Source organism: Alitabrizicola rongguiensis (assembly GCF_021491355.1).
GTDB lineage: Bacteria > Pseudomonadota > Alphaproteobacteria > Rhodobacterales > Rhodobacteraceae > Aliitabrizicola > Aliitabrizicola rongguiensis.
In genome coordinates this window covers 360,323-379,418 of record NZ_JAKENF010000001.1, presented here as the reverse complement: position 1 = coordinate 379,418, position 19,096 = coordinate 360,323, and the positions used below count along the sequence as shown (strand labels likewise).

Annotated in this window: 18 protein-coding genes and 1 pseudogene; 15 read left to right on the top strand and 4 right to left on the bottom strand. The window is 65.1% G+C overall.

Annotated elements, in window-relative coordinates; genetic code table 11:
• Position 1: 1 nt before the first annotated feature.
• From L0V05_RS01850 to L0V05_RS01830, 5 genes are all read left to right on the top strand, one after another.
• Positions 2 to 1,507, top strand: a complete 1,506-nt coding sequence (locus tag L0V05_RS01850) for a sugar ABC transporter ATP-binding protein (protein ID WP_234867893.1) — start codon at positions 2 to 4, stop codon at positions 1,505 to 1,507.
• 11 nt (positions 1,508 to 1,518) lie between these two features.
• On the top strand, positions 1,519 to 2,460 hold the full coding sequence (locus tag L0V05_RS01845) for an ABC transporter permease (protein WP_234867891.1): 942 nt from the start codon (positions 1,519 to 1,521) through the stop codon (positions 2,458 to 2,460).
• Between the two features lies 1 nt (position 2,461).
• On the top strand, positions 2,462 to 3,493 hold the full coding sequence (locus tag L0V05_RS01840) for a zinc-dependent alcohol dehydrogenase (RefSeq protein WP_234867888.1): 1,032 nt from the start codon (positions 2,462 to 2,464) through the stop codon (positions 3,491 to 3,493).
• A 78-nt stretch (positions 3,494 to 3,571) separates the two neighbouring features.
• On the top strand, positions 3,572 to 5,068 hold the full coding sequence (locus L0V05_RS01835; protein WP_234867886.1) for an aldehyde dehydrogenase family protein: 1,497 nt from the start codon (positions 3,572 to 3,574) through the stop codon (positions 5,066 to 5,068).
• Between the two features lies 1 nt (position 5,069).
• Positions 5,070 to 6,671, top strand: coding sequence for a GMC family oxidoreductase (locus L0V05_RS01830; RefSeq protein WP_234867884.1), 1,602 nt, complete (start codon positions 5,070 to 5,072; stop codon positions 6,669 to 6,671).
• Positions 6,672 to 6,730: 59 nt separating this feature from the next.
• Here L0V05_RS01830 and L0V05_RS01825 read toward each other — a convergent pair whose 3' ends face one another.
• Positions 6,731 to 7,549 (bottom strand): aldo/keto reductase, encoded by an 819-nt coding sequence (locus L0V05_RS01825; RefSeq protein ID WP_234867883.1) that lies wholly within the window; start codon positions 7,547 to 7,549, stop codon positions 6,731 to 6,733.
• Between the two features lie 134 nt (positions 7,550 to 7,683).
• Here L0V05_RS01825 and L0V05_RS01820 point away from each other — a divergent pair, with 134 nt between their 5' ends.
• Genes L0V05_RS01820 through L0V05_RS01805 form a run of 4 tightly spaced genes read left to right on the top strand, consistent with a single transcriptional unit; the run spans position 7,684 to position 11,597 of the window.
• Positions 7,684 to 9,255 carry an acyl CoA:acetate/3-ketoacid CoA transferase gene (locus L0V05_RS01820; protein ID WP_234867881.1) on the top strand — a complete coding sequence of 524 codons (1,572 nt, stop codon included), beginning with the start codon at positions 7,684 to 7,686 and terminating at the stop codon, positions 9,253 to 9,255.
• Positions 9,252 to 10,028 (top strand): enoyl-CoA hydratase/isomerase family protein, encoded by a 777-nt coding sequence (locus L0V05_RS01815; RefSeq protein ID WP_234867879.1) that lies wholly within the window; start codon positions 9,252 to 9,254, stop codon positions 10,026 to 10,028. Before L0V05_RS01820 ends, L0V05_RS01815 begins: the two co-directional genes overlap by 4 nt.
• 1 nt (position 10,029) lies before the next feature.
• Positions 10,030 to 10,341 (top strand): Dabb family protein, encoded by a 312-nt coding sequence (locus tag L0V05_RS01810; protein WP_234867877.1) that lies wholly within the window; start codon positions 10,030 to 10,032, stop codon positions 10,339 to 10,341.
• On the top strand, positions 10,338 to 11,597 hold the full coding sequence (locus tag L0V05_RS01805; RefSeq protein ID WP_234867876.1) for a glycerate kinase type-2 family protein: 1,260 nt from the start codon (positions 10,338 to 10,340) through the stop codon (positions 11,595 to 11,597). The genes L0V05_RS01810 and L0V05_RS01805 overlap by 4 nt, the downstream gene beginning before the upstream one ends.
• A 2-nt stretch (positions 11,598 to 11,599) precedes the next feature.
• On the opposite strand, the gene L0V05_RS01800 is transcribed toward L0V05_RS01805, so the two are convergent.
• Both L0V05_RS01800 and L0V05_RS01795 read right to left on the bottom strand, forming a co-directional pair.
• Positions 11,600 to 12,052, bottom strand: coding sequence for a MaoC family dehydratase (locus L0V05_RS01800; protein ID WP_234867874.1), 453 nt, complete (start codon positions 12,050 to 12,052; stop codon positions 11,600 to 11,602).
• Positions 12,049 to 13,065 (bottom strand): aldo/keto reductase, encoded by a 1,017-nt coding sequence (locus L0V05_RS01795; protein WP_234867872.1) that lies wholly within the window; start codon positions 13,063 to 13,065, stop codon positions 12,049 to 12,051. Before L0V05_RS01795 ends, L0V05_RS01800 begins: the two co-directional genes overlap by 4 nt.
• A gap of 138 nt (positions 13,066 to 13,203) precedes the next feature.
• On the opposite strand from L0V05_RS01795, the gene L0V05_RS01790 reads away from it, so the two are divergent.
• The 6 genes from L0V05_RS01790 to L0V05_RS01765 are packed head-to-tail and all read left to right on the top strand — an operon-like array spanning position 13,204 to position 18,820.
• A complete protein-coding gene (locus L0V05_RS01790) occupies positions 13,204 to 14,346 on the top strand; it encodes an acyl-CoA dehydrogenase family protein (protein WP_234867870.1) in 1,143 nt (380 codons plus the stop codon).
• Positions 14,343 to 15,104, top strand: a complete 762-nt coding sequence (locus L0V05_RS01785; protein ID WP_234867868.1) for a 3-ketoacyl-ACP reductase — start codon at positions 14,343 to 14,345, stop codon at positions 15,102 to 15,104. The genes L0V05_RS01790 and L0V05_RS01785 overlap by 4 nt, the downstream gene beginning before the upstream one ends.
• Positions 15,105 to 15,115: 11 nt before the next feature.
• Positions 15,116 to 16,264, top strand: a complete 1,149-nt coding sequence (locus L0V05_RS01780) for a dihydrodipicolinate synthase family protein (protein WP_234867866.1) — start codon at positions 15,116 to 15,118, stop codon at positions 16,262 to 16,264.
• Between the two features lies 1 nt (position 16,265).
• Positions 16,266 to 17,114 carry a sugar phosphate isomerase/epimerase family protein gene (locus L0V05_RS01775; RefSeq protein ID WP_234867863.1) on the top strand — a complete coding sequence of 283 codons (849 nt, stop codon included), beginning with the start codon at positions 16,266 to 16,268 and terminating at the stop codon, positions 17,112 to 17,114.
• Positions 17,115 to 17,130: 16 nt separating this feature from the next.
• A complete protein-coding gene (locus tag L0V05_RS01770; protein WP_234867861.1) occupies positions 17,131 to 17,892 on the top strand; it encodes an electron transfer flavoprotein subunit beta/FixA family protein in 762 nt (253 codons plus the stop codon).
• Position 17,893: 1 nt separating this feature from the next.
• Positions 17,894 to 18,820: an electron transfer flavoprotein subunit alpha/FixB family protein gene (locus tag L0V05_RS01765; protein WP_234867859.1), complete on the top strand. Its 927-nt coding sequence runs from the start codon at positions 17,894 to 17,896 to the stop codon at positions 18,818 to 18,820.
• A 74-nt stretch (positions 18,821 to 18,894) separates the two neighbouring features.
• On the opposite strand, the pseudogene L0V05_RS01760 reads toward L0V05_RS01765, so the two are convergent.
• Positions 18,895 to 19,061 (bottom strand): annotated as a pseudogene (locus tag L0V05_RS01760) (IS481 family transposase); the annotation flags it as partial.
• Between the last annotated feature and the right edge of the window lie 35 nt (positions 19,062 to 19,096).

The following is a 19,096-nucleotide window of genomic DNA, read 5'->3' as shown; positions in this document are numbered from 1 at the left end:
CATGTATCAGCTGAAGGCAGTCGACAAGAAGTTTCCCGGCGTCCACGCCTTGAAGGCGGTGGATTTCGAGATCAAGCGCGGCGAGATCGTCGGCCTTGTGGGCGAAAACGGCGCCGGTAAGTCCACCCTGATGAAGGTCATCTATGGCGCCTACCAGCCCGACGGCGGGACCGTCTCCATCGATGGCAAGGCTGTCCGCTTCCAGAACCCCCGCCAGGCGATGGAAAAGGGCATCGGCATGGTGTTCCAGGAACAGTCGCTGATCCCGAACCTGACGGTGATGGAGAACATCTTCCTCGGCTACGAGCGGCAGTTCGTGCGGCTTGGCGTGATCAACTGGAAAGCCATGTCCGAGGCCGCGGAGAAACAACTGGCCAAGGTCAAGCTCGACATCGACCCGGCCACCATCACCTCAGCCCTTTCCTTCGCGCAGCGGCAACTGGTGGAACTCGCCAAGGTCCTGACGCTGGAGGAACGCGTCGATGGCGACCTCGTGATCCTTTTGGACGAGCCCACCAGCGTGCTGGCCGAGGATGAGGTGAAAATGCTTTTCACCATCGTCCGCGACCTGACCAAGCGCGCCTCCTTCATCTTCGTCAGCCACCGAATGGACGAGGTGATGGAACTCTCTGACCGCATTTACGTCATGAAGGACGGCGCGGTGGTGGATGTCGTCGCGCGCGGCGCAGCAACGGTTGAACAGATCCAGCACAAGATGGTCGGCCGCAGCGTCGACCGCGAATATTACCGCGAGCAGCGACAAAAGCCTTACGACGCGTCAAAGGTGCTGCTGGAAATGGACCGCGTCTCGCTTCCCGGGCGGATCAAGGACATCAGCTTGACGCTGCACGCAGGCGAAGTGCTGTGCCTCGTTGGCACCGAAGGCGCGGGGCGCGAGGCGATCCTGCGCACGATCTACGGCATGCGGACCCCGGTTTCGGGAACGCTGAAGATCAAAGGGAACGAGATCCGCGCATTCAATCCGCAAGCAGCCGTGGCAGCAGGCGTCGGCTATGTCCCGCGCGAACGCAAGATCGAAGGCATCGTCGCCGGAATGAACGTCTACGAGAACATGACGCTCTCACAGATGGGCCGGTATTCCCGCGCCGGGGTCCTGAACGTGGCGGCCGAGAAAGCTCTGGCCCGCGACTGGATCGGCAAACTGTCGATCAAGGCCCATTCCGAATTTGCTGATTGTGGCAACCTGTCGGGCGGCAACCAGCAGAAGGTCGTGCTGTCGAAATGGCGGTCGGGCGGGTCGGACATCATGCTTCTGGACCATCCGACGCGGGGTCTCGACATCGGGGCCAAGGAAGACGTCTACGAGATGATCCGTGACATGTCGGATGACGGCGTGGGCGTGATCCTGGTGGCCGATACGCTGGAAGAGGCGATCGGCCTGTCCCACAACATCATCGTTCTGAAGGACGGCGCCATCCAGCAACGGTTTGACTGCAAGCCCGGAGCAAAGCCCACGCTCTACGACCTGCTGCATTACATGATCTGACGGGGAAGACGATGGACCTGCAACGCCTCAAGCCTCACTTTCCCTGGATCACACTTCTGGTCCTGGTGGCCTTCGTCGGCATCACCGACCCAAACTTCCTGAAGCCTGCGAACCTGCTGTCGCTGGCGGGTGACATCGTCCCCTTGTTCATCATGGCGCTGGGGCTGACCTTTGCGATCTACATCGGCGGGATCGACCTGTCGGCGCAGTCCATGGCCAACATGATCACCGTGGTGGCCTCGGTCTACCTCGCCAGTCTTGGCCTCTGGGTGGCGGCACTCTGCATCGTCCTCGGCTTTGGCCTGGGCCTTCTGTCGGGGTTCATTACGACACGTCTTTTCGTGCCGTCGTTCATCTCGACGCTTGCGGTCGGAGGCGTCTGCTTTTCGGTCGCGCAGTGGCTCTCGGGCAACCGGGCGCTGAACATGGACGCCGACCAGCGGGATGCCCTTTTCGGCTGGATGATCGGGCGCACGGGCATCATCCCGAACGAGTTGTTCATTGCCGCCGCCTTGCTGGCGATCTGCCTTTTCATCGAACGGCGCACGACGCTGGGGCGGGCGCTGAAGGCCGTCGGCGCAGGGGAACTGGCCGCGGCGGCCTCGGGTCTGAACGTCACGCGCTACAAGATGCTGGCCTTCGCCATCTCGGGGGCGCTGGCTGCCATCGCGGGGCTTCTTTTCAGCGTCAAGCTGTCCGGGGGCGCCCCGACGATCGCCAACGGCTTCCTTCTGCCAGCCATCGTGGCCGTTCTGGTCGGTGGCACGCCCCTGACCGGCGGGGTGGGCGGCGTCCTGAACACCGCGATCGGCACGATGATCGTGGCCGTCATTCGCGCCTCGATGCTGTATTTCGGCGTGCAGGCCACACAGCAGCAGATGGTCTTCGGGCTGGTGCTGATCGTGGCCATCGCGCTCACCATCGACCGGTCCAAACTGCGCACGGTGAAGTGACATGGGCAAGATGCTGGCCGCCGTCCTTGTCGAGCCCCGCAAATTCGACCTGCAACAGGTTGAGATCCCCGCCGTAGGCCGGGACGAGGTGCTGATCCGCGTGACCCGGACCGGCATCTGCGGGACGGACGTCCATATCTTCAACGGCCATTACGCCGCCGACCGGCTGCCCTTGGTTCCCGGCCATGAGTTCTGCGGAACGGTGGCCGTCTTGGGCCAGGATGTCCGCCACCTGACCGAAGGCCAGGCCGTCGTGGCCGACATCAACATCGGCTGTGGCACCTGCTACTGGTGCCGCCGCAACGAAATCCTGAACTGCCCGTCGATGACCCAGGTGGGCATCGGGCGCGATGGGGCTTTCGCCGAATATGTCGTGGTCCCGGCCCGTCTGGTGATTCCGGTGCCGGGCGGCATGCCGCCGGAATTGCAGGCCCTGGTCGAACCCGTTGCATGCGTCGTCCGCGCGGCGCGCAAGGCGCGGGTGGGCTTCGGCCAGTCGGCAGTGGTCTTGGGCGCGGGTCCCATCGGCAACCTCCATGTCCAGATGCTGCGCCTGTGCGGCGTGGCGCCGATCATCGTGGCCGACCTCAGCGCGGACCGTTGCCGCATGGCGCTGGAGGTCGGGGCCGATTCCGCCATCAGCGATCCCGCGCGCCTCAAGGCCGAGGTCTTGGCGCGCACTCAGGGTCGCGGCGCTGATCTGGTGATCGAAAGCGTTGGCTCTCCCCGGCTTTATGCGCTGGCCTTCGATCTGATCCGCAAGGGCGGCCATGTCGCCTTCTTCGGCATCACCGGTCCGGGTGAAACCGTGCCCGTCGACATCCTGCGGACGGTGCTTGAGGAAAACAGCCTGAAGGGCAGTGTCGCGGGCATGGGCGAGGACATGCACGATGCCCTGACGCTCTTGGCGCATGGCCGGTTTCAGACGAAAGACTTTACCGGCGCTTCGTTCCGGCTGGAAGACATCCAGACCGCCTTCGACACGCTTGCGGACCGTCCGGCCGATCTGAAGACCCAAGTCGTGATCGGCTAAGGCGCCGGGTTGACACTTAAGTAACTAATCGGTTACAAGCTCGAGTGTTTCGGGCGGCAAATCCTATGGGAGATCGAGATGGATCAGCGCACAACGGTACATAGCCTTCCCACCGCCCCGCGTGAGTTCGGTTTCTGGATGGACGGCGCATGGCACGGCGGGCGCGACCTGTTCGAACGCAGATCTCCGGGCCATGGCGTGCCGGTGACCCGCATCCCGAAATGCACCCCGGCCGACCTGAACGCCGCCGTCGCCGCCGCCCGCCGCGCGTTCGAGGACCGCAGCTGGGCCGGCCTGTCCGGGGCGGAACGGGCGGGTGTCCTTTTGCGCACCGCAGAAATCCTCCGCCGCCGCCGCGACGAGATCGCCTATTGGGAAGTGCTGGAAAACGGCAAGCCCATCTCCCAGGCCCGGGGCGAGATTGACCATTGCATCGCCTGCTTCGAGGTGGGGGCCGGGGCTGCGCGTCTCTTGCACGGGGACAGCTTCAACTCCTTGGGCGACGGCCTTTTCGGCATGGTTTTGCGCGAACCCGTGGGCGTCGTCGGCCTGATTACACCCTGGAACTTCCCGTTCCTGATCCTCTGCGAACGCGTCCCCTTCATCCTCGCCTCTGGCTGCACCATGGTGGTGAAACCGTCCGAGGTGACCAGCGCCACCACCCTGATCCTGGGTGAGATCCTGGCCGAGGCCGGACTGCCCAAAGGCGCCTACAACGTCGTGACGGGGTCGGGCCGCAGCATCGGTCAGGCGCTGACCGAACACCCCGACGTGGACATGCTGTCCTTCACCGGTTCAACCGCCGTCGGTCGGTCGGTCGTCCATGCGGCGGCGGACACGAACTTCAAGAAGCTTGGCCTGGAGCTGGGCGGCAAGAACCCCATCGTCGTTTTCGCCGATGCCGACCTTGAAGATGCGGCCGATGGTGCAGCTTTCGGGATCAGCTTCAACACCGGGCAATGCTGCGTCTCCTCCAGCCGATTGATCGTGGATGCCCGCGTTGCTGATGAGCTTGAGACGATCCTCAGCGCGAAGATGAAGAAGATCGTCGTCGGCGACCCGCTCGATGAGGCGACGCAGGTCGGTGCCATCACGACCGACGCGCAGAACCAGACGATCCTGTCCTACATCGAAAAGGGCAAGGCCGAGGGCGCAAGGGTTCTGACCGGCGGCGGTGCGATGAGCCTGGGCAAGGGCAGTTACATCGAACCCACTCTCTTCTCGGGCGTCACCCGCAAGATGGCCATCGCCACGGATGAAATCTTCGGGCCGGTCCTGTCGTCCTTCCGCTTCGAGACCGCCGAGCAGGCGATCCAGTTGGCCAACGACACCGTCTATGGCCTTGCCGCCAGCGTCTGGTCCAAGAACATCGACACCGCTCTTGCCGCCGCGCGGCGGATCCGCGCCGGGCGGATGTGGGTCAACTGTATCATGGCGGGGGGGCCGGAAATGCCCTTGGGCGGGTTCAAGCAATCCGGCTGGGGGCGCGAGGCCGGAACCTACGGGGTCGAGGAGTACACGCAGGTCAAGTCCGTCCACATCGAACTTGGCAAGCGCAGCCACTGGATCAAGTGACATGGCACAGGGTTTCGACTACGTGATCGTCGGTGGCGGCTCGGCTGGCTGCGTCCTGGCGGCTCGGCTGAGTGAGGACACCTCTGCCAGGGTGTGCCTGATCGAGGCCGGAGGTCCGGACAAGAACCCGCTGATCCACATGCCGGTGGGCTTTGCCAAGATGACCACCGGCCCGCTGACATGGGGCCTGGTCACCGCGCCGCAAAGGCACGCGAACAACCGCGAAATCCCCTACGCGCAGGCCAAGGTGCTGGGCGGCGGCTCTTCGATCAACGCCGAGATCTTTACCCGCGGCCACCCCTCGGACTACGACCGCTGGGTCGAGGAAGGGGCCGACGGCTGGGGCTTTCAGGACATCCGGAAATACTTCATGCGGTCCGAGGGCAACACGATCCTGTCGGGGGACTGGCATGGCACTGACGGGCCACTGGGGGTGTCGAACCTGCCCGACCCGAACCCGACCAGCCGCGCCTTTGTGCAAAGCTGCCAGGAATACGGCATCCCCTTCAACCCGGACTTCAACGGCCCGCAGCAGGAAGGCGCAGGCATCTACCAGACGACCATCCGCGGCAACCGGCGCTGCTCCGCCGCCGTTGGCTATCTGCGCCCCGCTTTGAAACGGCCAAACCTGACGCTGACTACGGGTGCCCTGGTGCGGCGACTGCTGATCGAAAACGGTCGGGCCGTCGGCGTCGAATACTCCACCGGTGGCGCGCCGGTCACCGTCCGCGCAGGGTCCGAGGTGGTCGTGACCTCGGGCGCCATCGGCAGCCCCAAACTGATGATGTTGTCAGGGATCGGCCCGGCGGCGCATCTGAGAAGCCTCGGGATAACCGTGGTCCAGGACCTGCCGGGCGTCGGTCAGAACCTGACCGACCATTTTGGCATCGACATCGTGGCCGAGTTGAAGGGCCATGACAGCCTCGACAAATACAACAAGCCGCTCTGGGCCGCATGGGCCGGGGCGCAGTATTTCCTGTTCAATTCCGGCCCCGTAACCTCGAACGTGGTCGAAGCCGGCGCGTTCTGGTTCGGAGGCGGCGTCGGGTCGGCCTCTTGCCCCGACCTCCAGTTCCATTTCTTGTGCGGCGCAGGGGCTGAGGCCGGCGTTCCTTCGGTGCGCAAGGGATCGTCCGGCATCACGCTGAACAGCTACAATCTCCGCCCCAGGGCGCGCGGCTCGGTCACCCTGCGAAGCGCCGACCCGGCGGCAACGCCCATCGTTGACCCGAACTTCCTGGGTGACCCCGACGACCTGCGAAAGTCGACGGAAGGCGTCAAGATCAGCCGCGAGATCTTCAGCCAGCCCTCGTTGCAGAAATACATCCGCGAAATCCGCTTCCCCGACCAGAACGTGCGGACCCAGGCCGACTTCGAGGCATATGCGCGCCAATACGGCCGTACCTCCTATCATCCTGTCAGCACCTGCCGTATGGGCAAGGATGACATGGCCGTCGTCGATCCGCAGCTGCGCGTCCGGGGAGTCGACGGGCTGCGCATCTGTGACAGCTCGGTCATGCCCTCGCTGGTCGGATCTAACACCAACGCGCCGTCGATCATGATCGGCGAGCGAGCCGCCGACCTGATCCGCGGCAACCGCTAGGCCACCTCCCGGCTGATGCGCAACCTGGGGCGGTCCTTGCAGGCCGCCCCGATTTCGTTTCAGTCAAAGTCCGGCGCATAGGGGATCAGGTTCTTGCCGATGATCCGGTAGTTCATGGCCGTCATGGCGTCGATCCGCGCCATGTCGATCGACGACAAGGTGAAATCCATGATGTCAAAGTTCGCCCGGATGTTCGCCGCCTTTGTCGACATGCAATTCACCTGCACCCCCTTCTGCAGGATCCAGCGAAGAACGACCTGCCCAGCCGACTTGCCGTATCCCGCCCCGATTTCGGCAAAGAGCGGATACTTGAACACCTCGCCCCGCGCGACCGAGGAATAGGCGGCCAAAGGAATGCCGGTGTCGTTCGCCGCCTTCAGAAGTTTTGTCTGATCCAGCAGCGGATGGAACTCGACTTGGTTCGTCACCAGCGGGTCCGACACCACGGTCTTCGCAAAGGCCATCATCGCGGCGGTGTAGTTCGACACGCCGATATGCCGGGTATACCCGCGATCCTTGGCCGCTTGCAGCAGCTCCAGCGATTCCCGGACATCCCCGCCGGGCGTCGGCCAGTGCAGCAGCAGGACGTCCACATGATCGACCCGCAGCTCCCTCAGCGACCGCTCGACCGAGGGCATGAACGTCGCCTTGGTAAAGTTCTCGACTCCGACCTTGGTGGTGATGCAAAGCTCGTCGCGCGCCAGCCCGCAGTCGGCCAGCGCAAGACCAGTGTCCGGCTCGTTCTGGTACATCTGGGCCGTGTCGAAGGCGCGATAGCCGGCTTCCACCGCATCGTGGACCGCCTGGCGCAGAACGTCGCCCTTCAGCGGGAACGTCCCGAAGGCGCGTTGGTGGGTCTTCTGGAGAGTGATGTTCATTGGTGGCGCTCCTCCTGTCCAAGTCCCGGCAACTCGATCCCATAGTCGCGCAATTGAGGCTTGATCTTGGGCGGCCACCTTCGCTATCGTTATAACTGGTTAGTTACTTAAAGCCAACCCGGAAGGAGTCCGCCGTGAGCAAAGTCAAGTCTGCTGCAGAGGCGGCGCGCCTGGTCAAGGACGGGGCGGTGGTGGCGGTGAATTCGTCCTCCGGCCTGCTTTGTCCGGATGCCGTCCTTAAGGCCCTGGGCGAGCGTTTCCTGGAAGAGGGCGCCCCGCGCGGACTGACCACGATCCACCCCATCACCGCCGGTGACATGTTCGGGACCAAGGGCGTCGACCACATCGCCCACAAGGGCATGATCGCGCGCATCCTGGGCGGCTCCTACCCTTCGGGCCCGACCAACGCCGATCCCCCGCTGATCTGGCAACGGATCCTGGCCGAGGACCTGGCGGCCTGGAACGTCCCCTCCGGCATCCTCTTCGACATGTTGCGCGAAGGGGCGGCCAAGCGGCCCGGCGTCCTGACCAAGGTCGGCATGGATACCTTCGTCGATCCCGACATCGATGGCTGCGCCATGAACGCCAGCGCCCGGGCCCTGCCGCTGGTCAAGCGGGTAGAGTTCGACGGCGACACCTGGCTGCACTTCCCGGCGCTGCGCCCGGATGTGGCGATCATCCGCGCCACGACCGCCGACGAAAACGGCAATCTCACCTTCGAACACGAAGGCGCCACCCTTGGCGCGATGGAGATGGCACTTTCGGCCCGCAATTCCGGCGGCATTGTCATCGCCCAGGTCAAGCGCATCGCCGCCGTCGGCACCTTCCGCCCGCACGATGTTCGCGTCCCGGGCATCCTTGTCGACGTCATCGTCGAGGCGCCGGATCAGTTGCAGACCACCGCAACCGCCTATGACCCCGCAATCTCGGGCGAGCTGTTCCGGCCGCTGCACACCTTCCGCCTGGCCGAATTCAACGTCGCAAAGGTCATCGCCCGTCGCGTCGCCATGGAGATGCGGCCCGGCTGGGCGGTGAACATCGGCTTTGGCATCTCGGCCAACGTGCCACGCGTCCTGATCGAGGAAGGCCACCACGGCAAGGTCACCTGGGTCATCGAACAGGGCGCAGTGGGCGGCGTCCCCCTCCTCGACTTCAAGTTCGGCTGCGCCTCGAACGCCGAGGCTTTCGTCGCCTCACCGCACCAGTTCATCTACTTCCAGGCCGGGGGTTTCGACTGTTCGCTGCTGTCGTTCCTGGAAATCGACGCTGAAGGCTCGGTCAACGTCAGCCGCCTGTCGGCCACCCCGCACCGCACCGCCGGGGCCGGAGGCTTCGTCGACATCACCGCGCGCGCCCGCAAGATCGTCTTTTCGGGCAACTTCAACGCCGGGGCGAAGATGCACCTCGAAGACGGACGGCTGGTCATCGATAAGGAAGGCCGGATCGCAAAGATCGTGCCCAAGGTCGATCAGGTCAGCTTCTCGGGCAAGCGCGCACGGATGCAGGGCCAGGACATCACTTATGTCACCGAGCGCTGCGTCCTGCGGCTGGTCGACAGCGGGTTGATGGTGTCCGAAATCGCCCCCGGCCTTGACCTGCAACGCGACGTTCTGGATCAGGCCGCAACGCCGCTCGCCGTTGCAAAGGACCTGAAAACGATGGACGCGCGGCTGTTCCAGCCCGAACCGATGGGCCTTGCGCTGTGACCGACCCTCGGCTTGACCTTGCCATCTCGGACGGGGTGGCGCGCCTGACGATCCGCAGGGCCGACAAGCACAATGCGCTTGATGCCGAGATGGTCGATGCACTCCTTGCCTTATGTCGCCAGATCGAACGCGCGGGAGCTTGCGCCGTTATCCTGACCGGCGAGGGGAACAAGTCCTTCTGCGCCGGAGGCGACATCGCAAACTGGTCCAGCCTGACGCCAGACGACTTCGGCCGTCACTGGCTGCGCGACGGCCACCTCGCCTTTGACGCGCTCGCCCGCCTGACAGCCCCGGTGATTGCCGTCCTGAACGGCCATTGCCTTGGCGGGGGCCTGGAACTGGCCGCCTGTGCCGACCTGCGGATCGCCGAGGCGCATGTGAAGCTTGGCCTGCCGGAAACCGGCCTTGGTGTCATTCCTGGCTGGTCCGGTACCCAGAGGACGGTCCGCCGCTTCGGCGCGCAGGTTGTCCGGCGGATGGCCTTGATGGGAGAGGTCCTGACCGCGGAGCAGGCGCTGACGCTGGGTGTTGTCGATCAGGTCGTGCCGCAGGGCAAGGGATTGGTGGCCGCGGATCAGGTTGTCGAACGGCTTCGCGCTCGGTCGCCCCGCGCCAGTGAACTGACCAAGATGCTGGTGAACGCCGCCGAGGGCGAAGAACGCGAACGGGTGATCGAGGCGCTGGCCGGAACCATCGCCGCCGCCTCACCCGGCCTGGCCGAGGGGCTTGCCGCCTATCGGGACAAGCGCAAACCCGATTTCAGAAAGGATTAGGATGATCCGTCACATCGTTGCACTGCGCTTCCGCGCGGGGACCACGGCAGAAACTAAGGCTTCGCTCTTCCGTGACCTTGCCGGCCTGAAGGGGCACATCGACGGCATCCTCGACTTCCGGCACTTCGACAATGTCTCGGTCGAAACGCCGCTGGTGCGGGGCTTCAACGATGTCTTCTGGTTCGATTTCCGGGACGCCGGAGTGCGGGACACCTACCTGGACGATCCCCTGCACAAGGTGATCGGCGCGCGCGTCCTGGCCGAACTGGACGGCGGAGTCGACAGTATCTTCGTGGCGGATGTCGCGCTTTGAGCCCTGAGGATCGGACGTTCCTGACGGGTCTGTTCGAGGCGGCAGTGCAGGCGGCCGATCCGGCCTTGGCGATTGCGGCACATCTGCCACCCCGGCCGCAGGGGCGAACGGTGGTGATCGGCGCTGGCAAGGGTGCCGCGCAACTGGCGGCAGCGTTCGAGGCACAGTGGGATGGCCCACTGGAGGGCGTGGTCGTCACCCGCTACGGCTATGCCTGCCCCACGCGGCGGATCCGGGTTCTGGAAGCCGCGCATCCTGTTCCGGACGCTGCGGGACTGCGGGCGTCAGCGGCCCTTTTCGATGCGGTCAGGGGGCTAGGGCCCGACGATCTGGTGGTCGCGCTGATCTGCGGCGGTGGTTCGGCGCTGCTGCCCTGTCCGCCAGGCGACCTGACGCTGGAGGATGAGGCCGCGCTGAACCAGGCTTTGCTGGCGTCGGGCGCACCGATCTCGGTGATGAACGCAATCCGCAAGCAGGTCTCGGGCATCAAGGGCGGGCGCCTGGCCGCGGTCTGCCACCCGGCCAAGGTAGTGACCCTCGTGGTGTCGGATGTGCCGGGGGACGATCCGGCCCAGGTGGCCAGCGGCCCCACGGTCCCCGATGCAGTTACCCGGTCCGAAGCCCGCGCTATGGTGACCAGCTGGCGCATCGCGCTGCCCACAGCCGTGGCGCAATGGCTGGCCGGGGATCAGGGGCAGGCGCCCGACCCGGGCGTTCCTGTCTTTGCCGGTCATGAGGTGAAAGTCATCGCCTCGGCCCGCCTGTCGCTAGAGGCTGCGGCCGGGGTCGCCGAAGCGCAAGGCGTCCCCGCCGTGATCCTGTCGGATGCCATCGAGGGCGAAGCCCGCGACGTCGGTCGCGTCCACGCCGCGATTGCTCGCGAGGTTGCCTTGCGCGACCGCCCGTTTGCCCGGCCCGTGGTCCTGCTTTCAGGCGGGGAAACCACCGTGACCCTGCGGGCCAAGGGCAAGGGCGGGCGCAACACCGAGTTCCTTTTGGCAACCGCACTGGCCGCCGAGGGCCTGCCCTTCGCCGCGCTTGCCGCTGACACAGACGGCATCGATGGGTCCGAGGACAACGCCGGGGCCTTTGCGACCGGCACTACCGCACCCCGCCTGCGCGCTCTGGGCCACGACCCGGCGGCCTTCCTTGCCGGCAACGATGCCTACAGCGCCTTTTCTGCCTTGGGTGATCTGTTCGTACCCGGACCGACGGGGACCAACGTCAACGACTTCCGCGCGATCCTGCTGCGCTGAGGTCAGGGCCGCATCATCAGGGTGGTGGTGCCCTGCTGCACAACCTCGTCCTGCTGGTTGCGCGCCTCGACCGCAAAGACCACGATCCCCCGGCCGTCGCGTGCGGGGCGCATTGAGTCCACTGTGAAGGTCGCCTTCACCTCATCGCCCGCAAACACCGGCGCTCGGAACCGGATGTCCCAACCCAGAGAAGCCACCGCATCCAGCCGGACCGGCGACTGGTTCTTCAGCCCGTCGATCAGCGACAGGACCAGAAGCCCATGCGCCACACGGGCCGGAAACCCAAGCTTACGCGCGGCGGCATCGTCCATGTGCAAGGCAAAGCGGTCGCCGGAGAGGTCCGCGAAGCGATCGATCGCCTCAGGCGTGACCTTCACCCGGGCCGTTTCTATCCGATCTCCGATCCCCAGAACGCTGTGGCCATAAAGCCCGGGGGGCAGCTGCCGCCGGGTCATGCCGGAACCGGAGCATCCTCGCGCAACAGGCCCTTGGACTTGAGCGCCGCCCAGAACTCTGCCGGGATCGGCTGGCTAAACCACGCCAGGTTCTGCTTCAACTGTTCCACCGTCCGCGTGCCGGCACAGAATGACGGCACCGCCGGATGGGCCACCACGAACTGCAGCGCAGCGGCCGGAAGCGGAACGTTGTACTCGGCGCAGACCACCTCGATCCGGGCGACCTTCTCCATGACATGCGCAGGCGCCGCGCCGTAGTTGTATTTCGCCCCGGGCTTTGCCCCCGTCGCCAGGATGCCCGAGTTGAACCCGCCCCCGACCAGCACGGCCGCCCCGCGCTGTTCACACAGCGGCAGGAACGCGTCCAGCGCCTCCTGTTCCAGAAGGGTGTAGCGGCCTGCCAGCAGGAAGCAGTCGAAATCGCGCTGCTTCAGCGCCTCGTGGCAGACCTCCCATTCGTTGACGCCCACGCCGATGGCCGTGACCACCTGTTCGTCGCGCAGCCGCGCCAGCGCCGTGTAGCAGCCTTCCATCGCCTGCTTGAAAACCTCGGGCTGGTCCTTGCCACGCGTGAAGACGTCGATGTCGTGGATGAAGACGATGTCCATCCGTTCCAGCGCCAGCCGCTGCAGGCTGTCCTCGAACGCCCGCATCGTGCCATCGTAGGTGTAGTCGAACTCCATCCTGAACGGCGCGCCTTGGGTCCAGGGCGTGAAATCGATCGTCTCGCGCTTTGCCGGGACCAGCCGCCGCCCGACCTTGGACGACAGTACGAAATCGTCACGCCGCTTCCAGCGCAGGTTCTCGCTGGTGCGCAGCTCGGCCAGCCCGTGACCGTACATGGGGGCCGTATCGTAGAAACGGATCCCGGCGTCCCACGATGTCTGGAACATCGCGTCCGAGGTTGCATCGTCGATGGGCCGGAACAGGTTGCCGACCGGTGCGGTGCCGAAGGCAAACGTGGTGACTTTCAGCCCCGAACGGCCAAAGGTGCGAAAATCCGACGGCTGCATCCATTCCTCCCATAAGTAACCATATAGTGCATTAATGGCAGGGGCGCCCGAGTCTGGCAAGGGCATTCACAGGAGGAATCGCTTGACCGTCAAAGGATGGCCCAGTATGTAACTACATAGTTACTAAAGGGCACAACGATGCTTTTGACAGAGATGCAGGAACAGGTTCGGGACATGGCGCGCGGCTTTGCCGACGAGGCGATCCGCCCCATGGCCGAAGCGCTTGACCGTGACGAGCGTTTCCCCGACGAGCTTTATCAAGAGATGGCCAAGCTGGGCCTGTTCGGGATCGGTGTGCCCGAAGCGATGGGCGGTCCGGGGTTCGACACCCTGACCTATTCCATCGTCATGGAGGAACTCTCGCGCGGCTATGCGTCGGTTGCCGACCAGTGCGGCCTGGTCGAACTGATCTCCTCGCTGCTCGTCCGCCATGGAACAGATGCACAGCGCAAGCTGCTGGCCCCGATCCTGGCGATGCAGACCAAGGTGGCCTACTGCATCACCGAACCCGAGGCGGGGACCGATGTATCCGGCATCCGCACGACGGCGGAACGGGATGGGGATGGCTGGCGGCTGAACGGCGGCAAGATCTGGATCCACAACGCGCCCGTCGCGGACCTGGGCTTCGTTCTTGCCCGGACGGACAAAGAGGCCGGGAACCGCGGCATGTCGATCTTCATCGTCGACCTGCACGCGAAAGGCGTCGAGCGCGGCCCCAAGGAACACAAGATGGGCCAACGCGCCTCTCAGGTCGGGGCGCTGACCTTCACCGATGTCCGGCTTGGCCCCGACGCACTTCTGGGCGACGCCGGTCGCGGTTTCCACATGATGATGAGCGTTCTCGACAAGGGCCGTGTCGGCATCGCCTCACTGGCCGTCGGGATCGCCCAGGCCGGACTGGAAGCGGCGGTGGACTACGCCGGCACCCGTAAACAGTTCGGCAAGGCGATTGCCGAGTTTCAGGGCGTCCAGTGGCTTTTGGCCGACATGGCCAAGGACATCGAGGCGGCGCGGCTCCTCGTCCAGTCGGCCGCCTCGAAGATCGACCGCGGCCAGGATGCGACCAAGGCCTGCTCGATTGCCAAATGCTTTGCCGGCGACATGGCGGTCGCCCGGACAGCAGATGCCGTACAGGTTTTTGGCGGCTCGGGCTATATCCGCGGCTTCGAGGTGGAAAGGCTTTATCGGGACGCGAAGATCACCCAGATCTACGAAGGCACCAACCAGATCCAGCGCATGATCATTGCACGCGAGCTCTTGAAGAAGGGCGCCCGGGCATGAAGCGCGTTGCCCTTGTGACCGGCGCCTCACGCGGCATCGGTCTGTCCGCAGCCAAGGCTCTGGCGCACGAGGGGTTCGCGGTCGCGCTGAACGGATTGCCCGACGATGCCGATCTCCCGGTCGCGGTCAAAACTGTCCGCGCATTGGGGGGCGATGCGCTCGCAGTTCCGATGAACGTCACCGACCTCGCGGCCCATGCCGCGATGATTGAGCGGATCGAAACCGAATTGGGTCCGCTGACCACCTTGGTAAACAACGCAGGCGTCGGCGTGATGCAACGTGGTGACCCGCTCGAGGTCACCGAGGCCAGCTATGACCGCTGTCAGGCGGTGAACGCCAAGGCCATGTTCTTCTTGACCCAGGCCTTTGCGCGCCGGGTGATAGGGCGGGAACGGAACGTGTTCCACGCCATCGTCAACGTCACCTCGTCGAATGCGACCGCCGTGGCCGAACCCCGCGCCGAATACGCCATGTCAAAGGCTGCCGCCGCGATGGCCTCGAAAACATGGGCGGTGCGGCTCGCCCGCGAAGGCATTCACGTCTACGACGTGCAGCCCGGCCTGATCGCCACCGACATGACGGCGGCGGTCATCGACAGCTACCGCGCCCGGGCCGAGGCAGGCCTGACCCTTCTGCCGCGCGTCGGCACGCCGGACGAGATGGGCACCATCATCGCCTCGCTTGCCTCCGGGCGACTCCCCTACACGACGGGACAGGTGATCTCCGCTGATGGCGGCTTGCTCGTTCCAAGGTTCTGAAAGGACAGGCCATGAAGATTGCGCTTCCCGATTGTGCGGGCCGGATGTCCGACTACACACTGACCGGCTCACCTATTCCCGCCGGAAAGCTTGGCCGCGATGCCGCCCGCGTCGTCTATTCGGCCGCACATGTCGTGGCTGATCCCTTCACCGCGAATGACCCCTCGGGCCGGGCGACGGTGGACTGGGCCAAGACGATGGCATTCCGCCACCATCTGCATGGCCTCGGCCTTGGCATCGCCGAAGCCATGGACACGGCGCAGCGCGGCATGGGTCTGGACTGGCCCGGGGCGCTGGAACTGATCCGCCGCACCCGGGAAGACCTGCCCGAGGCGCGGGTGGCAAACGGCTGCGGCACCGACCACCTGAACCCGGTCGATGCCCGCAGTCTGGATGACGTGATCCGCGCCTATCTGGAACAAGTCGAGGCGATCCAGAAACTGGATGCCCGGCTCATCCTGATGGCCAGCCGGGCACTTGCCCGTGTGGCGAAAGGACCATCAGACTATGTGCAGGTCTACGACCGGGTTCTTGCGGCCTGCGACAAGCCGGTGATCCTGCACTGGCTGGGCGAGATGTTCGACCCGGCCCTTGCCGGCTATTGGGGCAGCCCCCGGTTCGAAGACGCACTGGAAACGGCGCTCGAGGTGATCCATCGTAACCTGTCCAAGGTGGACGGGATCAAGATCAGCCTCCTCGACAAGGACAAGGAAATCCTGATGCGCCGCCGCCTGCCTGCGGGTGTCCGCATGTATACCGGCGACGATTTCAACTACCCCGAACTGATCGCGGGCGATGACCAGGGCTACAGCCACGCTCTCTTGGGCATCTTCGACCCGCTCGCCCCCGCTGCCGCCCATGCGGTGGGCCTTCTGGGCCAAGGCGACCTGGCGGGATTCCGCGCCACGCTCGAGCCAACCGTGCCGCTCGCGCGCCTGATCTTCCGCGCGCCAACGCAATACTACAAGACCGGGGTGGTCTTCTTGGCCTGGCTCAACGGCTTCCAGGAGCATTTCGTCATGCTGAACGGCGCGCAGGCGATGCGTCCGCTCCCCTATTTCACCGAAGTGTTCCGCCTCGCCGACGGCTGCGGCCTCCTGCGCGATCCCGGCCTTGCGGTGACCCGGATGAAGAACCTCCTAGCGCTTTACGGAGCGTAAGGTGCGGGACTTCACGAATGACCACTCGGCCCTGGCCCTGAACACTGCAAGCTTGGGCCACAACTTGGACGGGGCAGGGGCCGGGTGGTCGCCCGAACGCGTTATCGACGCCTGCGCGGCGCGGGGCTATGGCGGGATCGTGTTTTGGCGGCGCGAGATCGGTCCCCGCGCGGTCGAGATCGGCAATCGTGTGCGGGCCGCGGGGATGCAGGTCGTGGGCCTGTGCCGCACTCCCTATTTGGTCGGGTCCGAGGCCCCTCGTGGCGACGGCGATCTGCGCGCCTCGATCGACATGGCGGCCGAACTCGGCGCTCCGGTTTTGACGATCGTGACCGGGGGAACCGAACCCGGGACCAAGGGCGTGATCGAGACTCAGAAGCGCTTGGCCGAGCGCGTCGCCGTTGCGGCCCCGCTCGCAGCGGCGGCAGGGGTCTCGCTGGCGCTGGAGCCACTGAACCCGATGTTCGGGGGAAACCGCACCTGCATCTTCACCGTGGCCGATGCCCTGGCCGTGGCTGACAGGGTGGCCGCTCCGAATGTGGGGCTCGCGGTCGATGTCTATCACGTCTGGTGGGACCGGACACTGATCGACATCCTTGCCGCCGCGAAGGGCAGGGTGTTGGGTTACCACCTCTGTGACTGGCTGGAAGACACCCGCCACATGCTTCTGGACCGGGGAATGATGGGTGATGGCGTTGCGGACCTGCGCGCGATACGGCAAGCGGTCGAAGACGGGACCGGATACACCGGCCTGTGCGAGGTCGAGATCTTCTCGGCCGAGAATTGGTGGAAGCGCGATCCGTCCGAGGTGCTGGACGTGATCGTGGACCGCTTCCGCCGTTGCTGCTGACAACGGAGACACGCCGATGAAGGTATTGGTGCCTGTCAAACGAGTGATTGACTACAACGTGAAGGTCCGCGTGAAGGCGGATGGGACGGGAGTTGATCTTGCGAACGTGAAGATGTCGATGAACCCGTTTGACGAGATCGCGGTGGAAGAGGCGATCCGTCTGAAGGAGAAGGGGATCGCGACCGAGGTGGTTGTGGTTTCGGTTGGCGTGAAGCAGGCGCAGGAGACGCTGCGGACCGCGCTCGCCATGGGCGCCGACCGGGCGATCCTGATCGAGGCGGCGGCGGATGTGCAGACCGACATCGAGCCTCTGGCCGTGGCGAAGCTGCTGGCGGGTGTCGTCAGGGAAGAGGCGCCGGGCCTCGTTCTGGCGGGCAAGCAGGCGATCGACAATGACATGAACGCGACGGGGCAGATGCTTGCGGCGCTTCTGGGCTGGTCGCAGGGCACCTTCGCGAGCGAGCTTGCGGTCGAAGGCGACAGCGCAACGGTGACGCGCGAGGTCGATGGCGGGTTGCAGACGATCAAGGTCAAGCTGCCGGCGATCATCACGGTCGACCTGCGGCTGAACGAGCCGCGCTATGCGAGCTTGCCGAACATCATGAAGGCGAAGGCCAAGCCCTTGGCCACCAGGACGCCGGCCGATTACGGCGTCGACGTCGCCCCGCGCCTGACGGTCGTGAAGACGGTCGAGCCGGCAGGCCGCAAGGCCGGGGTGAAGGTCGGCTCGGTCGACGAGCTGATCGCGAAACTGAAAGACGAAGCGGGGGTGATCTGAGATGGCGGTTCTTCTGCTTGCCGATGTGAACGAGGGCGCGCTGTCGACGGACGCGGTCGCCAAGACCGTTGCCGCGGTGAAGGGTCTGGGCGAGGTGCATGTGCTGGTCGCGGGCCAGGGCGGCGATGCCGCCGCGGCCGAGGCGGCGAAGCTCGAGGGCGTGGCGAAGGTGCTGTTTGCCGGCGACCACGTCTATTGCCACGGGATGGCGGAGCCGACCGCGGCGCTGATCGTGTCGCTGGCGGGCGGCTACGAGCATATCTGCGGCGCGGCGACGGCGTTCAACAAGAACGTGCTGCCGCGGGTGGCCGCGCTTCTGGACGTGATGGTGCTGTCGGACGTGACGGCGGTGATCGATGCGTCGACCTTCGAGCGGCCGATCTATGCCGGCAACGCCGTGCAGACGGTGACATCGGGCGACGGCAAGAAGGTCTTCACCGTGCGCACCGCGACCTTCAACGCGGTGGGGATGGGCGGGTCTGCCCCGGTCGAAGCGCTGGCCACGGCCGAGGACGGGTCGCTCTCGTCCTGGGTCGAGGACAAGACCGCGACCTCGGACCGTCCGGAGCTGACCAGCGCCGGGATCGTGGTGTCGGGCGGGCGCGGCGTCGGTTCGGAAGCGGACTTCGCGCTGATCGAGAAACTGGCAGACAAGCTGGGCGCAGCCGTTGGCGCCTCGCGCGCGGCGGTCGACTCGGGCTATGCCCCGAACGACTGGCAGGTTGGTCAGACCGGCAAGGTCGTGGCGCCGAGCCTCTACGTCGCTGTCGGCATCTCGGGCGCGATCCAGCACCTCGCCGGCATGAAGGACTCGAAGGTGATCGTCGCCATCAACAAGGACGAAGAGGCCCCGATCTTCCAGGTGGCCGACTATGGCCTCGTGGCCGACCTCTTCTCCGCCGTCCCGGAATTGATCGAAAAGCTCTGAAGACACCAGCGCCCCAGGACCGGCGGCGAGAATCCCAAACTTCGGCCTTATCAAGAGGACGTCAAGTAGCGTGCCTAAGAGTTCGGTCCCGACATCTGTTGGATCGGGTCGAGGATGAATCGATCCGGCTCTGGTGTCCAGATCTTGCAGATAGATTCGTAGGGCATGAGCCCCCGAGCGTCTTCAGCCATTGGGCGAAGTTGTAGGCTGCCATGAAGTCCGCGAGGTGGGTGCGCAGCTGCCGAACCGGTTGCAGCTCGTCGTTTGTAGCTTCTT